The sequence below is a fragment of the Actinocrispum wychmicini genome (genome assembly GCF_004345645.1).
Taxonomy (GTDB): domain Bacteria; phylum Actinomycetota; class Actinomycetes; order Mycobacteriales; family Pseudonocardiaceae; genus Kibdelosporangium; species Kibdelosporangium wychmicini.
This window is the reverse complement of sequence record NZ_SLWS01000003.1, coordinates 411403-433100: the sequence shown is the minus strand read 5'-3', so window position 1 is coordinate 433100 and position 21698 is coordinate 411403. Positions and strand designations below refer to the sequence as shown.

The 21698-nt window shown below is 69.7% G+C and carries 18 protein-coding genes; 2 read left to right on the top strand and 16 right to left on the bottom strand.

The features are described 5' to 3' along the window. Position 1 precedes the first annotated feature (1 nt). Positions 2–2776: a helix-turn-helix transcriptional regulator gene (locus EV192_RS16185; protein WP_165960406.1), complete on the top strand. Its 2775-nt coding sequence runs from the start codon at positions 2–4 to the stop codon at positions 2774–2776. A gap of 352 nt (positions 2777–3128) precedes the next feature. Here EV192_RS16185 and EV192_RS16180 read toward each other — a convergent pair whose 3' ends face one another. The 10 genes from EV192_RS16180 to EV192_RS16140 form a co-directional block, all read right to left on the bottom strand. Next, positions 3129–4601 carry a DHA2 family efflux MFS transporter permease subunit gene (locus EV192_RS16180; RefSeq protein ID WP_132116028.1) on the bottom strand — a complete coding sequence of 491 codons (1473 nt, stop codon included), beginning with the start codon at positions 4599–4601 and terminating at the stop codon, positions 3129–3131. Further along, on the bottom strand, positions 4601–5053 hold the full coding sequence (locus EV192_RS16175) for a Clp protease N-terminal domain-containing protein (protein ID WP_165960405.1): 453 nt from the start codon (positions 5051–5053) through the stop codon (positions 4601–4603). Before EV192_RS16175 ends, EV192_RS16180 begins: the two co-directional genes overlap by 1 nt. A gap of 16 nt (positions 5054–5069) precedes the next feature. Beyond that, positions 5070–5309 (bottom strand): helix-turn-helix domain-containing protein, encoded by a 240-nt coding sequence (locus EV192_RS16170; RefSeq protein ID WP_132116024.1) that lies wholly within the window; start codon positions 5307–5309, stop codon positions 5070–5072. Positions 5310–5442: 133 nt separating this feature from the next. Then, on the bottom strand, positions 5443–6657 hold the full coding sequence (locus EV192_RS16165; RefSeq protein WP_132116022.1) for a cytochrome P450: 1215 nt from the start codon (positions 6655–6657) through the stop codon (positions 5443–5445). A gap of 31 nt (positions 6658–6688) precedes the next feature. Next, positions 6689–8077 (bottom strand): NDP-hexose 2,3-dehydratase family protein, encoded by a 1389-nt coding sequence (locus tag EV192_RS16160; protein ID WP_132116020.1) that lies wholly within the window; start codon positions 8075–8077, stop codon positions 6689–6691. A gap of 19 nt (positions 8078–8096) precedes the next feature. Further along, the gene (locus tag EV192_RS16155) at positions 8097–9134 is read right to left on the bottom strand and encodes an aldo/keto reductase (RefSeq protein WP_132116018.1); all 1038 of its coding nucleotides are present in this window, start codon (positions 9132–9134) and stop codon (positions 8097–8099) included. A gap of 40 nt (positions 9135–9174) precedes the next feature. Beyond that, positions 9175–9336 carry a hypothetical protein gene (locus EV192_RS53815; protein WP_165960404.1) on the bottom strand — a complete coding sequence of 54 codons (162 nt, stop codon included), beginning with the start codon at positions 9334–9336 and terminating at the stop codon, positions 9175–9177. Continuing rightward, complete coding sequence (locus tag EV192_RS16150; protein ID WP_132116016.1) at positions 9336–10898, bottom strand: acyl-CoA carboxylase subunit beta; 1563 nt, start codon at positions 10896–10898, stop codon at positions 9336–9338. The genes EV192_RS53815 and EV192_RS16150 overlap by 1 nt, the downstream gene beginning before the upstream one ends. Beyond that, the gene (locus EV192_RS16145) at positions 10895–11770 is read right to left on the bottom strand and encodes a 3-hydroxybutyryl-CoA dehydrogenase (protein ID WP_132116788.1); all 876 of its coding nucleotides are present in this window, start codon (positions 11768–11770) and stop codon (positions 10895–10897) included. The genes EV192_RS16150 and EV192_RS16145 overlap by 4 nt, the downstream gene beginning before the upstream one ends. A 2-nt stretch (positions 11771–11772) precedes the next feature. After that, positions 11773–12789 (bottom strand): 3-oxoacyl-ACP synthase III family protein, encoded by a 1017-nt coding sequence (locus EV192_RS16140; protein ID WP_132116014.1) that lies wholly within the window; start codon positions 12787–12789, stop codon positions 11773–11775. Positions 12790–12989: 200 nt separating this feature from the next. Between EV192_RS16140 and EV192_RS16135 the strand changes: the two genes are divergently transcribed. Then, entirely contained in the window at positions 12990–14213 is a 1224-nt protein-coding gene (locus EV192_RS16135) for a cation:proton antiporter domain-containing protein (RefSeq protein WP_132116012.1), read from the top strand. On the opposite strand, the gene EV192_RS16130 is transcribed toward EV192_RS16135, so the two are convergent. From EV192_RS16130 to EV192_RS16105, 6 genes are read right to left on the bottom strand one after another with little or no spacing between them, the layout of a single operon-like run. Continuing rightward, entirely contained in the window at positions 14200–15009 is an 810-nt protein-coding gene (locus tag EV192_RS16130; RefSeq protein WP_243726868.1) for a GNAT family N-acetyltransferase, read from the bottom strand. The two genes, EV192_RS16135 and EV192_RS16130, sit on opposite strands and share 14 nt — an antisense overlap. Next, positions 14976–16823, bottom strand: coding sequence for a S9 family peptidase (locus EV192_RS16125; RefSeq protein ID WP_132116010.1), 1848 nt, complete (start codon positions 16821–16823; stop codon positions 14976–14978). The genes EV192_RS16130 and EV192_RS16125 overlap by 34 nt, the downstream gene beginning before the upstream one ends. A gap of 3 nt (positions 16824–16826) precedes the next feature. Continuing rightward, complete coding sequence (locus EV192_RS16120) at positions 16827–18182, bottom strand: serine hydrolase domain-containing protein (RefSeq protein ID WP_132116008.1); 1356 nt, start codon at positions 18180–18182, stop codon at positions 16827–16829. Continuing rightward, on the bottom strand, positions 18169–19947 hold the full coding sequence (locus tag EV192_RS16115) for a dipeptide ABC transporter ATP-binding protein (protein WP_132116006.1): 1779 nt from the start codon (positions 19945–19947) through the stop codon (positions 18169–18171). The genes EV192_RS16120 and EV192_RS16115 overlap by 14 nt, the downstream gene beginning before the upstream one ends. Then, positions 19931–20743 (bottom strand): ABC transporter permease, encoded by an 813-nt coding sequence (locus EV192_RS16110; protein WP_132116004.1) that lies wholly within the window; start codon positions 20741–20743, stop codon positions 19931–19933. The genes EV192_RS16115 and EV192_RS16110 overlap by 17 nt, the downstream gene beginning before the upstream one ends. Continuing rightward, entirely contained in the window at positions 20740–21696 is a 957-nt protein-coding gene (locus EV192_RS16105; protein ID WP_132116002.1) for an ABC transporter permease, read from the bottom strand. Before EV192_RS16105 ends, EV192_RS16110 begins: the two co-directional genes overlap by 4 nt. Between the last annotated feature and the right edge of the window lie 2 nt (positions 21697–21698).

Sequence of the window (21698 nt, the reverse complement as noted above, 5' to 3'; positions counted from 1 at the left end):
GATGGAACGTGATCGGGAACTCGCGTTGCTGCGACAGCTGTACGCGTCGTGCCGACAGGGTTCCGGCGGAGTGGTGCTCATCGGAGGAGGGACTGCGTCCGGAAAGACCGCGTTGCTGCACACGTTCGCCGAGGAGTCCGTGGAGGCCGGCTCGGTCTTCCTGACCGCGACGGCGTCGATCGCCGAGCAAGGCCTGCCGTTCGGCGTGATCGGGCAGCTGCTCACCAGTGCCGGGCTGTCGGTGGAGGACGACCGGCAGCTGGGTGGGCTGTTGGACGGCCGGACCGACGTCGAGGACTCCCGGCAGCCGGGGCATGTGACGCCGCAGGTGCTCAACGGGCTGAGCAAGGTGCTGTTGGAGGTCGCGGACACCGGGCCGGCGGTGATCGGCGTGGACGACCTGCAGTACTGCGACCCGGAGTCGCTGGACTGCCTGCTGCACCTCGCGCGACGGTTGCGGACCGCGCCGATGGTGCTGATCATGAACGAGCACGTCGGGCCGCCGCAGGCGCATCCGGAGTTCCACGCGGACCTGCTGCACCAGGCGCACTGTCACTACCTGCAGCTCAAGCCGTTGTCGCTGCACGGCACCACGGCGATGGTGACCGCCGAGTTGGCCACGCGCAAGGCGGAGCAGTTCGCGCACGCGTGCCATGTGCTCAGCGGCGGCAACCCGTTGCTGATCCGGGCGCTGATCGAGGACAACGGCGCGGGTGTGCAGGAACTGGTGCCCGGCGAGAACTTCAGCCGGGCCGTGCTGAACTGCCTCTACCGGTGCGCGCGGCCCGCCCAGGACACCGCCAAAGCGCTCGCGGTGCTCGACAAGTACGCCTCCCCCACCGTGCTCGCCCAGGTGCTGAAGCTGAGCCCGGAGGTGATCGCGCACGCGTACGACGAACTCACCGCGGCGGGCCTGCTGGCCAACGGCATGTTTCGGCACGAGGCGACGCGCACGACCCTGTTGCGGAATCTGCTCCCGGACGAACGGACAGCGCTGCACAGCAAGGCGGCTTTGGCCCTGCACAACACCGATATCCCGGCGACTGTCCTGGCCCGTCACCTGATCGCCGCGGGTCGGGTGGAGGAGCCGTGGGGCTTGGCGGTGTTGCGTGAGGCGGCGTGGCAGGGGTTGGAGGAGGGCGAGACCAGCCTCGCGATCAGCTGCCTGACCATGGCCCACGAGGCGAGCACCGACGAGAACGAGCGGATGTCGGTGAAGAACGCGTTGTTCGGCGCGGAGTGGCGGATCAGCCCGTCCACCGCGGCCCGGCACCTGCCGGAGCTGACCGAGGCCGCACTGGCCGGGCGGCTGGACCGGCGGACAACGGTCGACCTGGTCGCCCGGCTGCTCTGGTACGGCCGGATCGGCGACATCGCCGACGTGTTGGAGGCGCTGGAGCAGCGGGACGCGCCGGAACCGGTCGCGGTCGACGCGGCCCGCCAGTGGCTGACGTATTTCTACCCGGACATCGTGCGGGCCAACGACGCCGCGGCGAGCAACCCCGGCGAGGACGGCGAGCAGCCGTGGGACATCAAGGCGCCGGCCGGTGACTCCCGGACGTCCGTGCAGAGCCTGATCCTGCGGGCGACCGCGCTGCTGGGCACGGTGCTGAGCCAGCATCCGAACGAGGACGCCCTGAACTGGGCGGAGATGATCCTGCAAAGCTCAAGGCTGGACGACAGCACCCTGCTGCCGGTCACCATGTCGCTGATCTCGCTGGTGTACACGAACAGGCTGGACAAAGCCGTGTTCTGGTGCGAGGCGCTGCTGCGGGAGGCGACCGCGAAGTCCGCGCCGACCTGGCAGGCCCTGTTGGAGGCGATCCGTTCGACGATCGCGTTCCGCCAAGGCCGGGTGGCGTCGGCCGAACAGTACGCGCGGTCCGCGCTCACCCTGATCTCCCCGAAGAGCTGGGGTGTCACCATCGGCTCCCCACTCGGCGCCGTCCTGCAAGCGAACACCGCGATGGGACGGTACGAGGAAGCCGCGGCGTACCTGCGGATCCCCGTCCCGGACGCGATGTTCCAGACCCTCGACGGCCTGCGTTACCTGCACGGCCGCGGCCGGTTCCACCTGGCCACCGGCCGCCCGCACGCGGCACTGAGCGACTTCCAGGACTGCCGCGACAAGATGCGCGCCTGGAACCTGGACATGCCCACGATCATGCCGTGGCGGATCGAGATGGCCCAGGCGTACGTCGCCGTGGGCAAGCAGGACGAAGCCGTCGAACTGCTGCGCGAACAACTGGACCAGATCCAGGACACCGACGCCAGAACAGTGGGCATGTCCCTGCGCGTACTGGCCTCCGCGAGCTCCCCCAAAGAAGCCCAGCGCCTCCTCGGCGACGCCGTCGCAGCCCTCAACGAAGCCGAGGACAGGTACGAGCTGGCGATCGCGCTGAGTGAGTACAGCCGAGTCCTGGCGAACGCCGGCAACGACAACCAAGCCCGAGCCCTGGCCCGCCGAGCCAACCGCCTGGCCGAAGACAACGGAATCATGCTCCCCAAAGCCCGAAAATCCACCCCCAGCCACCCCACCGGCCGAGAACCAGCCACAGTGGACACCGACACCGACCGCCTCACCAACCTCAGCGACGCGGAACTCCGAGTAGCAGCCCTGGTGGTGAACGGCCAAACCAACCGCCAGATAGCAACAGAGCTGTTCATCACCACCAGCACAGTCGAGCAACACCTCACCCGCGTCTACCGAAAACTGAACATAACCCGCCGAGCAGACCTCCAACACAAACTGAAGCCCTACCTCCTCGCCCCCTGACAAAGCCCCCGTCTCAGGCGCGGACACGCGCCTGAGACGCGAAGCCCATCTATCTATCCACAATGGCCAGACAGGCGCGTGCCCGCGCAACACAGCTGTGCTTCGTTCTGTCTCCCGGCCGACCTGGGCGCAGCCCAACCACAGGTGTCAAGAGGCTAAAAGCGGCGAGCAACCCCGAGCGGGAACCGGCCTCTTGACGCCTGTGATTGTCTTTGACAGGTCGGGCGGGAGACAGGACGCGGTCAGTTCCCCTGTCTCCTGGTTGATCTGCCGCCCGGCGAGGGCATTCTGTTCAGCCCCACACAAAAAGGGTTGCCCCGGAACAAAGTCCCGAGGCAACCCTTCGGCCCGATCAACTGGCAGAAGCTTCCTCCGTCACCGCGGCCTTCTGCAGTTCCTCACCCGCAGTGGGAGCGGGAGTGCCTGGCAGCAGGAGTGCGGGCAGCGCCGCCACCACCAGGAACGCCACGGCCCACCAGAAGGTGTTCGCGTAGGCGCTGGACACACCGGCGGCGGTAGGTGCCGCGCTGGTCATCTGGCCTTGCAGGACCACTGCCAGCACGGCCGCGCCGAACGAGCCGCCGAACTGCTGGAAGATCCGCAGTGAGCTGGAGGCCCGAGGCAGTGCCGGCCTGGGCACGTCCCGGAATCCCGCGGTCATCCCGGCGACGTTCAGGGACGCCAGACCGAGGGAGGCCACGAACCCGCCCACGATCAGGACCAGTTGTGCCGTTGTGTCGGTCACCTGGGTGAAGACTCCGACGCCGATCGCGGCGAGCGCGGCGCCGACCAGGGCCACCTGCCGTGGTCCGACCTTGTCGGCGAAGCGGCCGGCGCCCGCCAGGGCGATCGCCGTACCGACACCCATGGGCAGGTTCAGCAGCCCCGCGTGCAGGGCGGTCCAGCCTCGGGCCTGCTGGAAGTACAGCGGCGCCACCAGGCTGATGCCGTACATCACCAGGCCGAGGAAGAACAGCACCAGCGAGCCGCCCGCGAAGCCACGCCGGGCCAGCAGCCTGAGGTCGATCAGTGGGGTCGACTTGGGCCGCAGCGACCAGGCGACGAACCCGGCGATGAGCACCAGCCCGCCGATCAGCCAGGTGAGCACGGTGGCGTTGGCGAAGCCGCCGTACTTGCCGACCAACGACAGCCCGTAGATCGCGGCCGCCAGACCGGGCGAGAGCAGCAGCAGGCCGACCACGTCCAGTTTGACCGCACCGCGCTGCGGGTTCGGCTCGTCCGCCGGCATCAGTCGCATGGAGGCGACCAGTGCGATCAGGCAGACCGGCAGGTTGATGTAGAACACCCAGTGCCAGTCCAGGCCGGTCACCAGGGTGCCGCCGAGGACCGGGCCGAGCACCACGCCGAGCACCGACGGGATGCCGATCGCGCCCATCACCCGACCCAGCCGGGCCGGGCCGGCCGCCTGCGCCAGAATCGCCTGCGCCAACGGCAGCAGCATGCCACCGCCGAGGCCCTGCACCACGCGGAACGCGATCAGCGACGATGCGTCCCATGCCATCGAACACGCCAGTGACGCGACCCCGAAGATGCCGATCGCGGTGAGCCACAACGTCTTGGCGCCGAACCGGTCGGTGGCCCAGCCGACCACCGGGATGACCATGGTCATGCTCAGCAGGTATCCGGTGGTGACCCACTGGATCGTGGGGATGTCGGCGTGGAACGTCTCCCGCAGGGAGTTCAGCGCCACCCCGAGCATGGTCGCGTCCAACTGGACGAGGAACGTCCCCAGGACGATGATGAGCAACAGGATCTTCAAGGCCTTGGGCAGCGGTTCGACCGCGGCCCGCTCTTTGCGCGCCATCACAGTTCCCTCCCTTCCAAGTGGTTGATCAGGTCCGCGCGGTCCACATTGGCCATGGCCAGCAACCGGGCGACAGTCCCGGCGTCGGTGCCGACGATCGCCCGCAACAGTTCCGCGACGTTGAGTTTGTCCCTGCGGCGGTTGGAGTTCTCCACCACGCGTGCCAGCGCCTGCTTGCTGGACGTCGCGAGCGGCAACCGCCCTCGGGTCTTCTTCGGCGTGCTCGGCAGTCCCACCGACGCGGGATCTATCCCGATGAACGCCAGGCTGCGCGCACGTTCCCCGCCGATCAGGTCGATCAGCCGGTCGTGCAGCAACCCGAACCGGTGCAAGGTCTGGCCGACCGGGGAGTCCGGCTGGGCGGCGATCGCGAGCAGGAGGTGTTCCGCCTCAATCGCCTTGGCGCCCAGCGCTTGCGCCTCTGTCTGTGCCGCCTTCACCAGTAGTGGCAACGATTGATCCGGTCCACTAGGCATTTTTCCGTCTCCGCAGCTCAACTCCGACGTCGGCGAGACGCCCGGAATGCTTCTTGTACACGGCCTGGCGAGTGACACCCAGCGCCTCGGCCACCTGCGGCCAAGACCATCCCTCGCGCATGGCCCGCTCGACGTGCAGATCTTCGAGCTGGTCCGCCAACTGACGGAGCGCGACCGCAGCCGCGAGACCGTCGGCGATGTCGGACAGCTCCGTTGGTTCGCTCTCGGACATGCAAGCAACTCTAGTTGACTAATCGCTGTTTGACAACTCAAGTTGCTAAAGCCCGGCCAAAGCCGTCGAGCCGGTGCACACACGTGTGGCCCGGCCGCCGACCAGGTGGTCGGTGGCCGGGCCACGGGCCGGGCTACCAGGAGACAGGGAGGGAATGCACGCCATAGACGTTGACGTCCTCACGCCGTTGGATCTCCTCGACCGGCACCGCCATGCGCAGGTCGGGGAACCGGTTGAGCAGCGCCGGGTAGGCGATCTGCATCTCCAGCCGGGCCAGGGGCGCACCGATGCAGTGGTGCAGGCCGTGACCGAACGCCAGGTGGTCGGTGACCGACTTGTCCGGATCGAACACCTCCGGTCGGGTGAACCGGGCCGGGTCGCGATTGGCGGCCGGCAGCGACAACGTGACGACCTCGCCCGCGCGGATCAGCTGCCCCTCGACCTCCACGTCCGCCACCGGCGTCCGGGTCGGGCTGTACTGGACCACCGTGAGGTACCGCAGCAGTTCCTCGACGGTCCGTTCGACCGCGTCCGGGTCGTCCCGCATCGCCTTCAGGTGCCGGGGGTGCTGCAGCAGGGTCAGGGTGCCCAGGCCGAGCATGTTGGCCGTGGTCTCCTGGCCGCCGCCGAGCAGGAGCATGCCCATGCCGACGATCTCCTGGTCGGTGAGCCCGCCCGCGGCGGCGAGGTCGCTCATCAGGTCGTCAGACGGCTCCGCCTGCTTGCGACGCAGCAACTCGACGAAGTACTCGTGCACCTGCCGCAACGCGGCACCAACGTCCTCGGCGGTCGCGGTCAGGCTGACCACCGTGGCGGTGGTGTCCAGCAGGATGTCGCAGTCCTCGTCGGGCACGCCGAGGAACTTGCCGATCACCAGCGCCGGGATCGGCCGGGCGAACACGTCCACCAGGTCGGCCGGTGCGCCGGCCGCCGCGAGCGCCACCAGCCGCTGCTCGACGATCTGTTCGATGGCCGGCCGCAGCTCGGCCATCCGGCGTTTGGTGAACCGCCCGATCAGCGGCCGGCGGTAGCGGGTGTGGTCGGGCGGGTCCATCGCGATGAAGTTCCCGGGCAGGGCGGGGCGGCCCATGATGGCTCCCGCGCCGGCACGCTCGACCGGGCTGCGCTTGAGTTCCATGCGCGAGCTGAACCGGGAGTCGGCCAGCACGAACCTCGCGGCCTCGTACCCGGTCACCAGCCAGCCGACGTGCCCGTCCGGGTAGGCGAGCCGGCACACCGGACCGTCCGCGCGCAGCTCGGCGAGCTCGGGCGGCGGGTCGAACGGGTTCTCCCGGCTGGTCGGCAGCCGCACCGGGGTGATCTCGGCGGTGGATGGGGTCTGTGCCATCGGTTCCCCTCAGTTGAAGTGGATGGACGCGCTACAGCTCGACCGCGTACGTGTTGAGAGCGGCCAGCAGGGTGCGCGCCTGCACGTTGACGTACCGGCCGTGGCTGACCAGGGTGTTCAGCTGCCCCGGCGTGAACCAGTGGTAGCCGGGCGGCGGGTCCGCCGGAGCGGTCGCCTCGTCAGCCTCCACGATCAGGTAGCGGCCCTCGGCGTTGAGGAACCGGCCGCCCTCCTCGGAATGCACGACGTCGTACCGGATCCGAGCCGGGTCGGCGGTCGCGACCAGGTCCAGGAACGGCGGGCGCTGCGAGCCGCTGAGGTGCTCGTAGTACTTCGGCGTGTACTGCACGGTCGGGCCAAGCTCAATGGCGTCGAGGAAGCCTCCCTCGATGCGCGCGTGCGCGAGCAGGTGCGGCACCCGACCGAACCGTCGCACCAGGAACGCGGCCAGGCCCATCGCCCGGGGTTCGAACAACGGCTGGGTCCAGGCGGCGACCTCACGGTTCGTGGCCTGCACCCGCACACCCATCACGCGGAAGTACCAATCGCGTTCGTGCACGATGGAGCCGTCGTCGGCCGCCGCCCAGCCGTCTACTGAGGACAACGGAATGCGGCGGGCCTGCACGCTGTGCCGCGATCGCTCGGCGGCGTACCACGACCGCAGGTCCGCGTCAGTGCGTAACGCCCCAGCCTCGTCGTACGGCATCGGTGCGCAGGCGAGGATCGTGCGCGCGTCCATGTTGACCACGTTGTCCAGCCGCAGCAGTTCGCCGATCTGGCCGAGCGTGAGCCAGCAGAACTCGTCGTCCGGCACGACCTCGTCCTGCGTCTCGACGATGATGTTGCGGTTGAACTTCCGGAAGAACCAGGCGCCGTGCTCGGACTGCAACACGTCCAGCAGGACCGTCGCCCGCCGGGGCTCGGTGAAGTAGTCCAGGTACTTCACGGCGGCGCCCTTGTGCGCCTTGGTGTAGTTCGACCGGGTGGCCTGCACGGTCGGCGACAGCTGGACCAGGTTCGGGTTGCCCGGCTCCATCTTGGCCTGCATCAGGAAGTGCAGCACCCCGTCGATCTCCTTGACCAGCAGGCCGAGGATGCCCACCTCGGGCTGGTTGATGATCGGCTGTTGCCACTCCGGGAACGGGCCTTCGCCGGTGACGACGTGCAGTCCCTCGACGGTGAAGAACTTGCCGCTGCGGTGGCCCAGGTTCCCGGTGGCCGGGTCGGCCGACCAGGCGTCCAGTTCGGACAGTGGCACCCGGTCCACCCGGAAGGAGTTGGCGGCGGCGCGTTCGGCCAGCCAGCCGGTGAACTCGGCGGTCGCCATGACAGCGCCCGCGCCCGTGATCGCGGCCGACTTGGCCAGCCGGCCGGGCAACGACAGGTCGTGACGTGCGCGCAGCACTGTTTCGGTCGTCATCGATCCCCCAGGGATTGGGTCAGGAGAGCCACGCGTCCGGCGCCGGGCCGCCGCGCCCGATCGGCGGGAACAAGGCGTCGAGCCGGGCAAGTTCGTTCTCGGACAACGGTTTCGCCAACGCCTCCAGCGCGCCGTCGATGTGCTCCTCGGTCCGCGGGCCGATCACCAGCCCGGTCACCCCGGGCCGGGACAGCACCCATTTCATGCCGACCAGCGCGGGATCCTGGCCGAACTCGAGGCAGAGCTGTTCGTATTCCTCGATCTGCGACCGCAGGTCGTCCAGGGCGAGGGCCGACCGGCCCTGCGCGGACTTCACCGCGGTGCCCTCCCGCAGCTTGCGCAGCACGCCGCTGAGCAGCCCGCCGTGCAGGGGCGACCAGACCAGCAGGCCGATCCCGTTCGCCATCGCGGCCGGGATCACCTCCAGTTCGGCGTGCCGTGTCACGAGGTTGTACACGCACTGTTCGGACACCAGGCCGAGGAACCCGCGCCGGCGCGCCGCCTCCTGGGCGGACGCCAGCTGCCAGCCGGCGAAGTTGGACGAGCCGACGTATCTGACTTTTCCCTGCCGTACCAACGTCTCCATCGCCTGGTACACCTCGTCCCAGCCGACCGTGTGGTCGACGCAGTGCATCTGGTAGAGGTCTATCCAGTCGGTGCCCAGCCGGCGCAGCGACGCCTCGCACGCGGCGATGATGTGCCGGGCGGACAACCCGGACTCGTTCGGCCGGTCGCTCATCGGGTTGCCCACCTTGGTGGCCACCACCACGCGGTCCCGCCGCCGAGGCGATCGGGCCAGCCACCGGCCGATGACCTCCTCGGTGTATCCTTTGTGGACACGCCAGCCGTACATGTTGGCTGTGTCGATGAAGTCGAGGCCGCGGTCCAGCGCGTAGTCCAGCAGCCGGTGCGCCTCGGGCTCCTCGACGCGGCCGCCGATGTTCACCGTGCCCACGGCGAGCCTGCTGATGACGAGGCCGGTCCGGCCGAGATTGGTCCGCAACGCGACCTCGGCCCCCGTCCTGACAGCCACAGTCCCGTCGTTTCCTGAACTCATGCATTCAAGCTAACAACGGCGGCTAAAGTGGACCTTGCCTTCACCTACGCCAGGAAGCGGCCGGCAGCACAGGCCGAAGTGGACATCGAGGGCGCGCGACCTCGGTGTCCACAGTAGAGTCCATCACGGACAACGCCACGACCAGGGCGGTGAGCTCGAACTCGTCCGGCTCCCCCTTGGCCACCACCACGAACGGCTCCATCAGACCGGTGGGTTGCCGTGCTTGCGCACCGGCACGTCCGCGTGTTTGGTGCGGAGCATGGCCAGCGCCGAGACGAGCCGCGACCGGGTCTCCCCCGGGTCGATCACGTCGTCGACCAGGCCTCGCTCGGCCGCGTAGTACGGGTGCATCAGCTCGGCGCGGTACTCCTTGATGCGCTGGGCACGGGTCGCGGCCGGATCGTCGGCGGCCGCGATCTCCCGGCGGAAGATCACGTCGGCGGCGCCCTCCGCGCCCATCACCGCGATCTCGTTGGTCGGCCACGCCAGCGACACGTCGGCGCCGATCGACCGCGAGTCCATCACGATGTACGCCCCGCCATAGGCTTTACGCAGGATCACCTGCACCCGCGGAACGGTAGCCGTGCAGTACGCGTAGACGAGTTTCGCGCCGTACCGGATGATCCCGCCGTGTTCCTGGTGGACGCCCGGCAGGAAGCCCGGCACATCCACCAACGTCACCAGCGGGATGTTGAAACTGTCGCAGGTTTGCACGAACCGCGCGGCCTTCTCGCTGGCGCTGATGTCGAGCGCGCCGGCGAGCGACGCGGGCTGGTTGGCCACGACGCCAACGACATGCCCGGCCAGCCTGGCGAACACGCACAGCACGTTGGTCGCCCAGGTGGCCTGCACTTCCATCATCTCGCCGTCGTCGACGATCTCCTCGATCACCGCGCGCATGTCGTAGGCCCGGCTCGGATCGGCGGGCACCACCGCGAGCAGCGAGTCGGTCCGACGGTCCGGCGGATCGGACGACGGCCGCGCGGGCGGCAGCTCATTGTTGTTGGCGGGCAACAGTGACAGCAGGTAGCGGACGTCTTCGAGGCAGCTTTGCTCGTCGTCGTAGGTGAACGACGACACCCCGGACAGCTCCGCGTGCACATCGGCGCCACCGAGACCGTTGAGAGTCACCCGTTCGCCGGTGACCGCGTGCACGACGTCCGGTCCGGTGATGAACATCTGCGCGGTGTCGCGAACCATGAACACGAAGTCGGTCAACGCCGGCGAATACGCGGCACCGCCCGCGCACGGCCCGAGCATCACGCTGATCTGCGGGATCACCCCGGAGAAACGACTGTTGCGACGGAAGATCCCGCCGTACCCGGCGAGCGCGGTCACACCTTCCTGGATTCGGGCGCCCGCGCCGTCGTTCATGCTGACCAGCGGCGCGCCCGCGGCGGCCGCCATGTCCATCACCTTGTGGATCTTCTCCGCGTGCGCCTCGCCCAGCGCACCGCCGAAGATCCGGAAGTCGTGCGCGTACACGAACACCGTACGGCCGTAGACGGTCCCCCAGCCGCAGACCACCCCGTCGGAGTGCGGACTGCGGTGCTCCAGGCCGAACCCGGTGGCCCGGTGCCGGCGCAGCGCCTCGATCTCGACAAAGGAACCCTTGTCCAGCAACAGTTCGATCCGCTCGTGCGCGGTCAGCTTGCCCTTCGCGTGCTGGCGGGCCGTGGCCGCCGGGTCGGGACCCTGCCGAGCGCTGGCCTTGACCGACCGCAGCTCCGCGGTCCGCTCGTGTAGGGTGCGTTCGACTGTCACCGTGAGCCGTTCTCACTGTAGTCGTAGAAGCCGCGGCCGGACTTCTTGCCCAGCAAGCCGCCTTCGACCATCCGGGACAGCAGCGGCGGCGGCGCGTACAGCGGTTGCTTGAACTCCTCGTACATGGCGTCGGCGATGGCGACCGTGGTGTCCAGTCCGATCAGGTCGGCCAACGCGAGCGGACCCATCGGGTGCGCGCAGCCCTTCACCATCGCGCGGTCGATCACCTCCGGGGTCGCCGTCCCGTCGCCGACCATCCGGATGGCCGACAGCAAGTAGGGGAACAGCAACGCGTTCACCACGAACCCGGCGCGGTCGGGTGACTCGATCACCTGCTTGCCCAGGACGTCGGTGACGAAATGGTCGGCGCGGGCCATGGTCTCGTCGGTGGTCAGCACCGACCCGATCAGCTCCACCAGCGGCAGCACCGGTGCCGGGTTGAAGAAGTGCATGCCGACCACCTGGCCCGGCCGGTCGGTGACCCGGGCCAGCCGGACGATCGGGATGGCCGACGTGGTGGTCGCCACGATCGCGTCCGGGTCGCGCAGCACCTTCGACAAGTCCCGCAGCAGGGCCGTCTTGGCCGCGTCGTCCTCGCCGATCGCCTCCACGACCAACTGTCGGTCCTCCAGCGCGCCCAGTTCGGTGGTGAACCGGATCCGGTCCACGATCGCGGCGCGGTCGGACTCGGTGAGCTTGTTCTTGCGCACGGCCCGGTCGAGCGACTTGCCCAACCGCCCCCGCCCGGCGCGTTCGGACGGCGCGGACGACACCAGCACGTGTACCTCGAGGCCGGCTCGCGCCAGCACCTCGGCCACGCCCGAGCCCATCGTCCCGCAGCCGATCACAGCCACCCGTTCGATCTCCGGCACGGTCATGACAGCCTGCCTTTCCCCTCAGTAGAAGCCCAGCGCAGCACGGCGGATCCCGCGGCCATGCCGCCGCCGAAACCCGAGAGCAGCACCACGTCACCGTCGGCCAACTGGCCGCGGGTGTTCGCGTCGTGCAACGTGACCGGCACCGACGCGCAGCCGACGTTCCCGTACCGCTCCAGCGTGCGGTGCGTCACCGCGCCGGTGAGCCCGGCCAGCTCGACGACTTCACGCAGCATCACGCCGTTGGCCTGGTGCGGCACGAAATGGTCGACCTGGTCCGGCCGCACCCCGGCTCGGTCCACAAGCGACCGCAGCGCGGGCGGCAGGAAGTCGGTCACGAACTCCCGGACACCCCGGCCGTTCATGGTGAAGTAGTGCGCGCCCGCCGCCACGGTCTCGTGCGACGCCGGGTTCCGGCTGCCGCCGGCGTCCACCTTGATCAGCTGGTTCGCGTCGCCGCGGCTGATCAGGTCGATGTCCATGATGCCGTACCCCTCGTCGACGGCACCCAGTACGGCCGCGCCGGCGCCGTCGGCGAACAGCACGGCGGTCCGGCGGTCGGTGAAGTCGAGGATGCGCGAGTAGAGGTCCGCGCCGACCACCAGCACGTACGCCTCGGGGTCGACGGCCAGCAGACCGCGGGCGATCGCGAGGCCGTAGACGAATCCGCTGCACACGACGTTGACGTCGAAGCACGCCGCGCCGTACGCGCCGAGCCCGTCCTGCACGAGGTAGGACGTCGGCGGCTGCGGGTGGTCACCGGTCGACGTGCAGACGATCAGGTAACCGATGCGGTCCGCGGTGATACCGCCGTTGCGCAGCGCGTCCTCGGCCGCGCGCAACGCCAGGTCCGAGGTCGCCTCGTCCGGCGCGGCGTACCGCCGCGACACGATCTCCGTCTTCCGCTCGATCCACTCCGGTGCGACGCCGACCCGGCCGGCGATGTCGTCGTTGGTGATCTCTTCCTTCGGGAGATAGGACCCCGTGGCCAGGATCCCCACGGATCGACTCGTCACGATCGACTCCTTCGTAGGCGCTGTCCGAAAGCTATGAACTGGCCACGGCTGGGGTCGACCCTTGATTTCCACGGGCGCGCCCCTAGCGGACCGGATTCCGCTCAGGGGTCGCCGCCGGCTCTTCGCGGTTAGGGGTGCCGTGCCGCGGGACAGGTCGGTTTAGCTGAAGCGCACCGGCACACGACCCTCTGGAGGACCACATGACCGAACTGCAGGTCGCGATCCTGCTTCTGGACGTGGCCCTGATCGTGCTCGTGGCCCGCCTGGTCGGCCGGCTGGCCCGCGCGCTGGGGCAGCCGCCGGTGATCGGTGAGATCGTGGCCGGGATCCTGCTCGGCCCGACCCTGTTCCACGGCGCCGTCTCGGGGACGCTGTTCCCGATGGTGGTCCGGCCGCACCTGTCGACGCTCGCCAGTGTGGGGCTCGTGCTGTTCATGTTCGTGGTCGGCCTGGAGTTCGACTTCTCCCGGCTGCGCGGATCCGGGCGAGGCGCCGCCGGTGCCACGGCCATCGGCGCGACTGTGGTGCCACTCGGGCTCGGCGTGCTGCTCGCGCTGTATCTCGCGGACCGGCATCAGCCGGCCAACCGGCTCGGCTTCGTGCTGTTCATGGCGGTCGCCGTGTCGATCACGGCTTTCCCTGTGCTGGCAAGGATTCTGACCGACCGGGGAATGAGCCGGACGCTGATCGGCACGATCGCGCTGTCCGCCGCCGCGGTCTGCGACCTGGTCGCCTGGACGCTGCTGGCCGTGGTGCAGGCGATCGTCGGCGGCGGCACCCAGCACCAGTGGCTGATCCTGCTGGTGATCCCGTTCGCGCTGCTGCTGTTCGGCGTGGTGCGCCCCGGACTGCGCCGGCTCGCCGCCCGGACCGGCCCGCGGTCCGCCGGACGGATCGCGATCGTCCTGGTGGGCCTGCTGATCTCGGCGGCGGTGACCCAGATGGTCGGGCTGCACTTCGTGTTCGGGGCGTTCCTGTTCGGTCTGGCCGTGCCCCGGTCGGACGACGTGTTCCGGGAGGAACTCCGGCACCGGACCGAGGCGGCCACCATGTTGCTGCTGCCGGTGTACTTCATCGTCGCCGGCCTGAACGTGGACCTGTCCCGGGTGGACGTCGACGCGGTGGTCGACTTCGTCCTGATCATGGTCACCGCGGTGGCCGGCAAGTTCGGCGGCACCTTCCTGGCCGCCCGGACCCAAGGGCTGTCCGGGCGGCAGTCGGCGGAGCTGGCCACCCTGATGAACACCCGCGGCCTGACCGAACTGATCGCGTTGAGCGTGGGCCTGCAGATCGGCGTCCTCGACGGCGGCCTCTACTCGCTGATGGTGGTGATGGCGGTCGTCACCACCGCCATGTGCGGGCCGATGCTCCAAATGCTGTCCCGGGAGAGCCGGGCCAAGGAGCTGAGCTTCATTCCCGGATGACGTACGCGCCTTCCCGGGTGAACCCGACGACCACCGCGCCGGCGTCCATCCGGTCCCCCAGAGCCTGCCGCAGCCGTTGTCGCCACTGGTCGGCGGCCGTGGGATCGGAGGTGCGCAGCGTCTCGATGTCGGCCGGCACCGCGACCAGCACGCCCCGCGGGGCGGTCTCCGGTGGCCGACCGGCGCACGCCGCCACGACCTCGGGCCCGGCCAGGTCCCACCGGACGAGCAGCCGGTCGCTGGGGCCGTCGCCGTTGATGCCGTCGTTCATCTCGCCGTAGAAGTCCGGCAGGTACCGCACCGGACGGGCGGCCAGTTTCGCCAGGTTGAAGTACGCGTTCCGGCGAACCAGCGGATCGAACGTCCAGGTGATCGAGTCCAGGCCGCGCGCCAGCGCCCAGGCCCGCTGGTGCAGCTTCAACGCGTACCCGACCGACCGGCCGCGCATACCGTCGTGCACGCCGGTCACGTGCGAATGCAGGGTCCGGCCGATCGGCGCGGCCAGGATGCCGACCGTCGCGCCCACCAGCTTGCCGCCGGCGTAGGCGCCGACCACGTAGTTACCGGAGTGCGAGAGCACCCGCATGAACTCGCACGTGATCGGCGGATTGGCCGGGTCGGGTCGCCAGATGTCCCGGAACAGGTCGTCGACCGCCTGCAGTTCCGTCATGTCGTGCAGCTCGCGGATGTCGACGCCCGAGGTCGCGGCGGCGACGGCCGCGACCTTGCTGGCGTCGTGCGTGGAGATGCTGTCGGACAAGGTCATGATCGCTTTCCGGCGTACTGGTCGAGCCATGCCACGATCCTGCTCTGGTAGTCGAGCCGGTGACTTGGCTTGCCGTCAAGGACGAACAGGTGGCTGGCACCCGGATAGACCACTAGCCGCGTGGGCACGCCACGGTCGTGCAGCGCGTGGAACCACTGTTCGGCCTGGCCGATCGGGCACCGCTGGTCCGCCTCGCCGTGCAGGATGAGGGTCGGGCTGGTCACCTCGGCCACGTGCGCCAGCGGGGACAGTGCCGCGAGCCGGTCCGGTCCGCCGATCTCGTGTTCGGCGATCGCGGGGCCGGCGTCGGACGTGCCGACCGCGCTGGTCAGGTCGCTGATCACACCACCGGCGACGACCGCGGCGAACCGGTCGGTGCGGGTCGGCAGCCAGCACGACATGTACCCGCCGTAGCTGTAGCCGGTCAGTGCCACCCGGTCCGGGTCCGCGATCCCCTCGGCCACCAGACTGTCCACGGCTTCCAGGAAGTCCCGTTCGTCCGCCTCGCCCCAGGCACCGAGCGCGGCCTGGAGGAACTTCTCGCCGTACCCGTCGCTGCCGCGCGGGTTGAGCAGCAGCACGGTCCAGCCCTGGGCCACCAGAACCTGGTGGTAGAGGTGGATCCAGTCACGCACCGGGCTCCACGCGTTGTGCGGACCGCCGTGCACGTCGACCAGCAACGGTCCTGGTGTGGGCGCGCTCGGGTCGCGCCGCAGCCAGCCGCGCACTTCGATCCCGTCGGAGATCGTGAACGCCCGCGGCTCCGGGCGGACGTGCACCACATCGTCGAAGACGGACGCGTACGAGGTGACGAGGCTCAGGTCGCCGGTTGCCGGGTCCAGGAAGGCGACCTCGGCGAAAATGTCCACTGTGGACACGATGACCGCGGCGGATCCGTTCGCGACGCTCAGCCCGGAGATCACCCGGCCGCCGCCGACCAGTTTGTGCACGCCGGAGTTTTTTACACTGTAAAGATGAGTGCATCCGTTGTCCCGCGCGCAGAACAGGAGCTCCTGTCCGAACGCCTGCGGCAAAGCGCCGGGATAGCCTCCGCCGCCCGGCATGACGTTGCGGTCCAGTTCCGCGGCGAGGTTGCGGCCGTCGCGGACCAGTGTCTGGTTGGCCGCTTCCGTCCCCGGCATGGCCACCAGCACGAGATCGTCACCGTGCCACGACACCGCCAGGACCTTGTCGTCGCCGACCAGTTCGATGTCCGAAGTGGACAGATTCAGGACGACGGCCGGCGCCGGGGCGAACATGTCGCCGTCGCCCGCCAACTGGTCGGCGAACGCCAGCCGGGTGCCGTCCGGCGACCACGCCGGCGTCCCGGCGAACGCGGTCCCGTCGGTGACCTGGGTGACCGACCGGTCGGCGAGATCGACGACGAACACCTGCGACCCGAGCCCGCCCAGCCGGCCGACCCCGTCGACCTTGTGCATCGGCCGTTCGCTGACCACCGGTTCACCCGGCGGGGTCGCGTTCACCGCGGCGGCGAACGCGATCCGGCCGCTGTCCGGGCTCCACACCGGTGGCCCGGCGCCCAGCGGAAGTTCGGTGAGCTGCTCGGGCTCGCCGCCGTCGGCCGGCAGCAGCCACACCTGCTTGTCCCGCAGGAACGCGATCGTCCGGCCGTCCGGGGAGAACCGGGGCGCGGTGTCCGCCTTGCCGCGGGTCAGCGGGCGGGGTGTGCCGTCGCGGCCGACCCACCACAGCGATCGTTTGTTCTCGTCGCCGTCGACCTCCGTCAGGACGTAAGCCACGCGGCTGCCGTCCGGCGAGATCGACGGGTCGGAGGGCAGCCGAACGAGCCGCAGGTCCTCCAGAACGTGTCTGCGCATTGCCATCGGCTACGCACCCTCGACGCGTCGGGCCGCGCGGCTGTTGAACAGGTAGCGGGCGCCGTTGTGCTCGATCAGGCTGTACGCCAGGTGTCGGCCGTGCTGGCGCTCCGCACCGATGAGGACGTCGTCCCGCAACGCGACCACCTCGGTCTTGCCCTCGGGCACCCCGATCCCGTCCAGTTCGGTGCGCGGCAGGATCTCGACCCAGCCACGTCCGTCGTCGTCGACCGTGACCTCGAAGTCGAGCATCGGGGTCCGGTAGAGCCCGCTGACCCGGGACGCGTCCAACGGCTCCGGCTGTGCGGGCGGTGTCGCCTCGACGGGCAGTTCGGCGCCCGCGTAGTCGCGCAGCACACGGCCGACGATGTCGTCGTGCATCGCCCCACCGTTCAGGCCGTTGGTCAGCAGGACGACCACGACGTTGGCATCACCGGAGATCCGCAGCATCGCCACCTGGCCGATGGTGCCGCCGTCGTGGCCGAAGACCCCGGCGTCGAAGCCGAACAGCTCCCAGCCCAAGCCCCACTGGCTCGCGAGACCCGCGGTGTACGGCACGTCGACCTGCGGTACGCGCATCGCTTTCGCGGTGCCCGCGCTCAGGATCGGCCCGCCGTCGTCCAGGTGCGCCTTCGCCCAGGTCAGCAGGTCCCGGGCACGCATCGAGAGCATCGCGCCGGCGGGCGCGTTCGACGGCTCCAACGACCAGAACGGCGCCGGCTCAGGGGTCTCCTCGCCGATGTGGCCGACCGCGGCCCGGAACATGATCGCCTCGTCGGGGTTCACGGCGACGTGCTTCAGACCGAGCGGCTCGGCGATGCGCTCGTGCAGCACCGCGCCGAACGGCTTGCCGCGCAACACTTCCACCAGCCGGCCGAGCACGACGTATCCGCTGTTGCAGTAGGAGAACAGCGCACCGGGTTCGTGCACCTGCTCGGCGTCGGTGATGGTCGCCAGGTACTTCTCGACGGCGTCGTCGCCGCGTCCGGTGCCGTTGAACAGGTCGCCGTCGATGCCGGACGTGTGGTCGAGCAGTTGGCGGACGGTGACTGTGGCGGTGGCCTTCGGGTCGGCCACCTTGAAGTCCGGCACGTACGTCACGACCGGCTCGTCGAGATCCACCAGGCCTTCGTCGACCAACTGCATGACCAGGGTCGCGGTCCAGACCTTGGTGATCGAGCCGATCTGGAACACCGCGTCCGTGGTCACCTCGACCCCGGTGGTCGTGCTGAGCACGCCGGCCGCGGCGTCCACGATCTCGCCGTCGACGAGCACCGCGGCCTGGGCGCCCGGCACGCGGTGTTCGGCGATCAGTTCGGCGAGCCGGCCGGGCAGCCAGGCGGCGATCTCTTCACTGCGGGACATGGGCTTCTCCTTGGTTCTCACGGGGGCGGTGGGCCCCGGGGATCGATTCGACCAGCCGGACGGTGTACGGGTGGACGGGGTCGTCGAGCACCCCGGCGGTGGTGCCGTGCTCGACCACCAGGCCGTGCCGCATGACGACCATGCGGTCGGTGACCTGGCGGGCGACGGCAAGGTCATGGGTGATGAACAGCAGTGCGATCCCGAGGTCCCGGTTGGCCGTGCGCAGCACCTCAAGGATCTGGGCCTGCACGGACACGTCAAGCGCGGCAACGGGTTCGTCGCAGACCAGGAGCCTCGGCCGGACGGCAAGGGCCCGCGCGATCGCGACCCGCTGGCGTTGCCCGCCGGACAGCGCCTCAGGGTATGTGCCGGCACAGTCCCCCGGCAGTCCCACGAGCGAAAGCAGATCGTCCACTTCGGACTGGACGGGTTCGCCGCGCTGGCGCAGGGCCTCGCGGAGAGCGTATCCGACGGTGTGCGCGGGATTGAGCGACGAGTACGGGTCCTGGAAGACGCATTGCACCACCCGACGGGCTTGCGCCCGGTCGCCGGCACGCAGTCTCCGGTAGGAGGTCAGGTCGATCCCATCGAGGGTGATCCGGCCACCGGTCGGATCGGTGAGCCCGAGCACGGCCCTGGCGAGGGTGGTCTTCCCGGACCCCGACTCCCCCACCACGGCCACCGACTCGCCTTCGCCCACCTGCAACGACACGCCGGCCAGCGCGGTGTGCGCGGTCCGCCGGAACCCGACCGAGCGGTAGACCTTCGTCAGGTCGTGGACGTCGAGCAGAATGTCGCGCTGGTCCGACGTCTCCGGTGGCGTCTGCGGGGTTTCCGGCGCGGGTGTCAGGTCGATCTCGTGGTGCCGCCGGCAGGCGGTCGCCCGCCCACCGAGATCCACCAACTCCGGGGCATGCGCCGTGCACGCGGGTTCCGCCCAGGCGCAGCGGTCGGCGAACGGGCACCGGTCGGTCACGTCCGCGGCGGCCGGGACGCTGCCCGGGATACCCAGCAGCACCGGTTGCCGATGAGTGATCGACGGCACCGACCGCAGCAGGCCCGCCGTGTACGGGTGCGCCGGGGTGTCCAAGGCCGCGGACGACACGGACTCGACGAGCGTGCCCGCGTACATGACGAGTAGGCGATCGCATGTCTCGCGAGCGACCCGCAGGTCGTGTGTGATGAGCACCAGGCCCATCCCGCGTTCGACCTGGATCCGCCGCAGCAACGCCAGCACCTCGTGCTGGGTGGTCATGTCCAACGCCGTGGTCGGCTCGTCCGCGATGAGCAGGCCCGGGTCCTTGGCCAGGGCGGCGGCCAGCGCCACCCGTTGCCGCATCCCGCCGGACAGCTGGAACGGGTACCGCCCGGCCACCGCCGGGTCGTCGATGCCGACCTCGGCCAGCCGCCGGGCCACCTCGGTCCGGCCGGCCGCGCCGGGCAGGCTCTCCAGGATGTGGGTGCTGACCTTGGTCAACGGGTTGAGCATGGTGAACGGGTCCTGCATCAGCAGCGCCACCTGATGGCCACGGACACCGGCCGGGTGGTCGCGCCCCACCAGCTCCCGCCCGTGCAGCAGGGCCGACCCGCCGGCCCGCAGCCCGTTCGGCAGCAGCGACACCAGCGCGCGGGCGGTCAGGGACTTACCTGAGCCCGACTCACCGACGAGACCCACGGTCTCGCCCGCGCCGACGTGGAACGACACGCCCCGCACCAGCGGCCTTGTCTGTCCGATATGGACGGTCAAGTCACGAACGTCCAACATCGCGCCCCCTCGCCGACATCCGGTCGTACACGCGGTCACCGAGCAGGGTGACGATCGCCGCGACCAGGGTGATCACCGCCGCGGGCGCGGCCATCGCCGCCGGGTTCACGTCCAGCAGGCCCTTGTTCTCCGCCAGCATCCGGCCCCAGTCCGGGGCGCCGGTGCCGACCCCGAGCCCGAGGAACGCCAGGGCCGCGAGCCCGACCAGGGCGCCGACGAAGGTCAACAGGAAGTTGGCCACCACCGTCGGTAGCACGTTCGGCAGCAAGTGCGCGAACAGGATCCGCGCGGGTTTGAGGCCGACGGTTCGCGCGGACTCCACGTAGGCGAGATTTCGCTGTGCCAGCACGGCACTGCGGACCATCCGGGCGTCCGCGGGCACGCCCAGCACGATCAGCACGACTATCGCCAGCGGATACCCGCCGCCCAGCACGCCGACCATCACAATGGCCACCAGCAACGGCGGAACGGCGTACACCAGGTCGATCACGCGCATGATCGCCGAGTCGACCCAGCCGCCGACGTAACCGGCGAACAGCCCGATGGCCGTGCTGAACACCGCCACACCGATGGCGACCAGCACCGGGCCGAGCACCGCGTTCGCCGTTCCCGCGATGAGCCGGGACAGCACGTCCCGGCCGAGGTCGTCGGTGCCCAGCCAGTGCGCGCCGCTGGGCGGCATGCCGCTGGCGGCCAGGTCCTGCGCGCCCGGGTCGTACGGGGTGAGCCAGGATCCGGCGATCGCGGCGACGATCACGATCCCCAGTGCCAGTGGCGAAAGCCAGCGACTGATCATCCGACACCTCCGGCGTGCCGGATCCGCGGATCCAGTCCGAGGTAGCACAGGTCGACGAGCAGGTTCACGCCGACCATCAACGCGGCGGCCAGCAGCGCCAGGCCCTGCACCACCGGAATGTCCTTCGTGGTCACCGACTCCACCAACAGGGATCCCAGTCCGGGCAGCGAGAACGTCGCCTCCACCAGCACCGCGCCGGTCAGCGAGAACGCCAGCACCAGCCCGGCCGACGTGACCACCGGCAGCGCCGAGTTGCGCAGCGCGTACCGACCGAGCACCAGCCGCCGCGGCAGACCCCGGGCGCGGGCGAACGTGACGAAGTCCTTTGTGGTCACGTCCAGGGCCGCCGCCCTGGTCTGCCGCACCACGATCGCCACCTCGGCGACGGCCAGCGCGACCGCGGGCAGGGTGAGATGGCTGATCCGGTCGGCGAACCCGGTGCCCGCGCCGAACACCGGGAACCAGCCCAGCGCCACCCCGAACACGGTCAGCAGCAGCAACCCGACCGCGAACGGCGGCGCGCTGACTCCCAGCAACGCCACCAAGGTGACACCACGGTCCCACGCGGTGTTCCGTCGGATCGCGGCGAACAGACCGGCGGGCACGGCGATCACCATCACCAGGACGAACGCGTACAGCCCGAGGAACGCCGTCACGTCGAGCCGTTCGGCCAGGATGTCACCGACCGAGCGGCCGGACCGCACCGACCGGCCGAAGTCCAGTCGCACCGCACCGGACAGCCAGTGCCAGTACCGGGTGAAGAACGGGTCGTCCAGGTGGTTCTGCGCGCGGATCGCGTGCACGAGCTCCGGGGTGGGCTGCCGGGTGCCGAGCAGGACCAGCTCCGGGCTGCCCGGAGCCACCTCCAGCAACACGAACACCAGGAACGACGTGACCAGCAACGTCAGCGCCGCGGCCAGCACCCGCCTGCCGAGGAAGGACAGTACGAACATCG

Excerpts from the sequence above, each read along its gene's own strand:
- EV192_RS16125 (WP_132116010.1), bottom strand. The coding sequence starts at position 16,823 with ATGGCAATGCGCAGACACGTTCTGGAGGACCTGCGGCTCGTTCGGCTG.
- EV192_RS16130 (WP_243726868.1), bottom strand. The coding sequence starts at position 15,009 with ATGGCTCGACCAGTACGCCGGAAAGCGATCATGACCTTGTCCGACAGC.
- EV192_RS16155 (WP_132116018.1), bottom strand. The coding sequence starts at position 9,134 with ATGAGTTCAGGAAACGACGGGACTGTGGCTGTCAGGACGGGGGCCGAG.
- EV192_RS16165 (WP_132116022.1), bottom strand. The coding sequence starts at position 6,657 with ATGGCACAGACCCCATCCACCGCCGAGATCACCCCGGTGCGGCTGCCG.
- EV192_RS53815 (WP_165960404.1), bottom strand. The coding sequence starts at position 9,336 with ATGGAGCCGTTCGTGGTGGTGGCCAAGGGGGAGCCGGACGAGTTCGAG.
- EV192_RS16170 (WP_132116024.1), bottom strand. The coding sequence starts at position 5,309 with ATGTCCGAGAGCGAACCAACGGAGCTGTCCGACATCGCCGACGGTCTC.
- EV192_RS16180 (WP_132116028.1), bottom strand. The coding sequence starts at position 4,601 with ATGGCGCGCAAAGAGCGGGCCGCGGTCGAACCGCTGCCCAAGGCCTTG.
- EV192_RS16120 (WP_132116008.1), bottom strand. The coding sequence starts at position 18,182 with ATGTCCCGCAGTGAAGAGATCGCCGCCTGGCTGCCCGGCCGGCTCGCC.
- EV192_RS16185 (WP_165960406.1), top strand. The coding sequence starts at position 2 with ATGGAACGTGATCGGGAACTCGCGTTGCTGCGACAGCTGTACGCGTCG.
- EV192_RS16115 (WP_132116006.1), bottom strand. The coding sequence starts at position 19,947 with ATGTTGGACGTTCGTGACTTGACCGTCCATATCGGACAGACAAGGCCG.
- EV192_RS16135 (WP_132116012.1), top strand. The coding sequence starts at position 12,990 with ATGACCGAACTGCAGGTCGCGATCCTGCTTCTGGACGTGGCCCTGATC.
- EV192_RS16110 (WP_132116004.1), bottom strand. The coding sequence starts at position 20,743 with ATGATCAGTCGCTGGCTTTCGCCACTGGCACTGGGGATCGTGATCGTC.
- EV192_RS16105 (WP_132116002.1), bottom strand. The coding sequence starts at position 21,696 with ATGTTCGTACTGTCCTTCCTCGGCAGGCGGGTGCTGGCCGCGGCGCTG.
- EV192_RS16160 (WP_132116020.1), bottom strand. The coding sequence starts at position 8,077 with ATGACGACCGAAACAGTGCTGCGCGCACGTCACGACCTGTCGTTGCCC.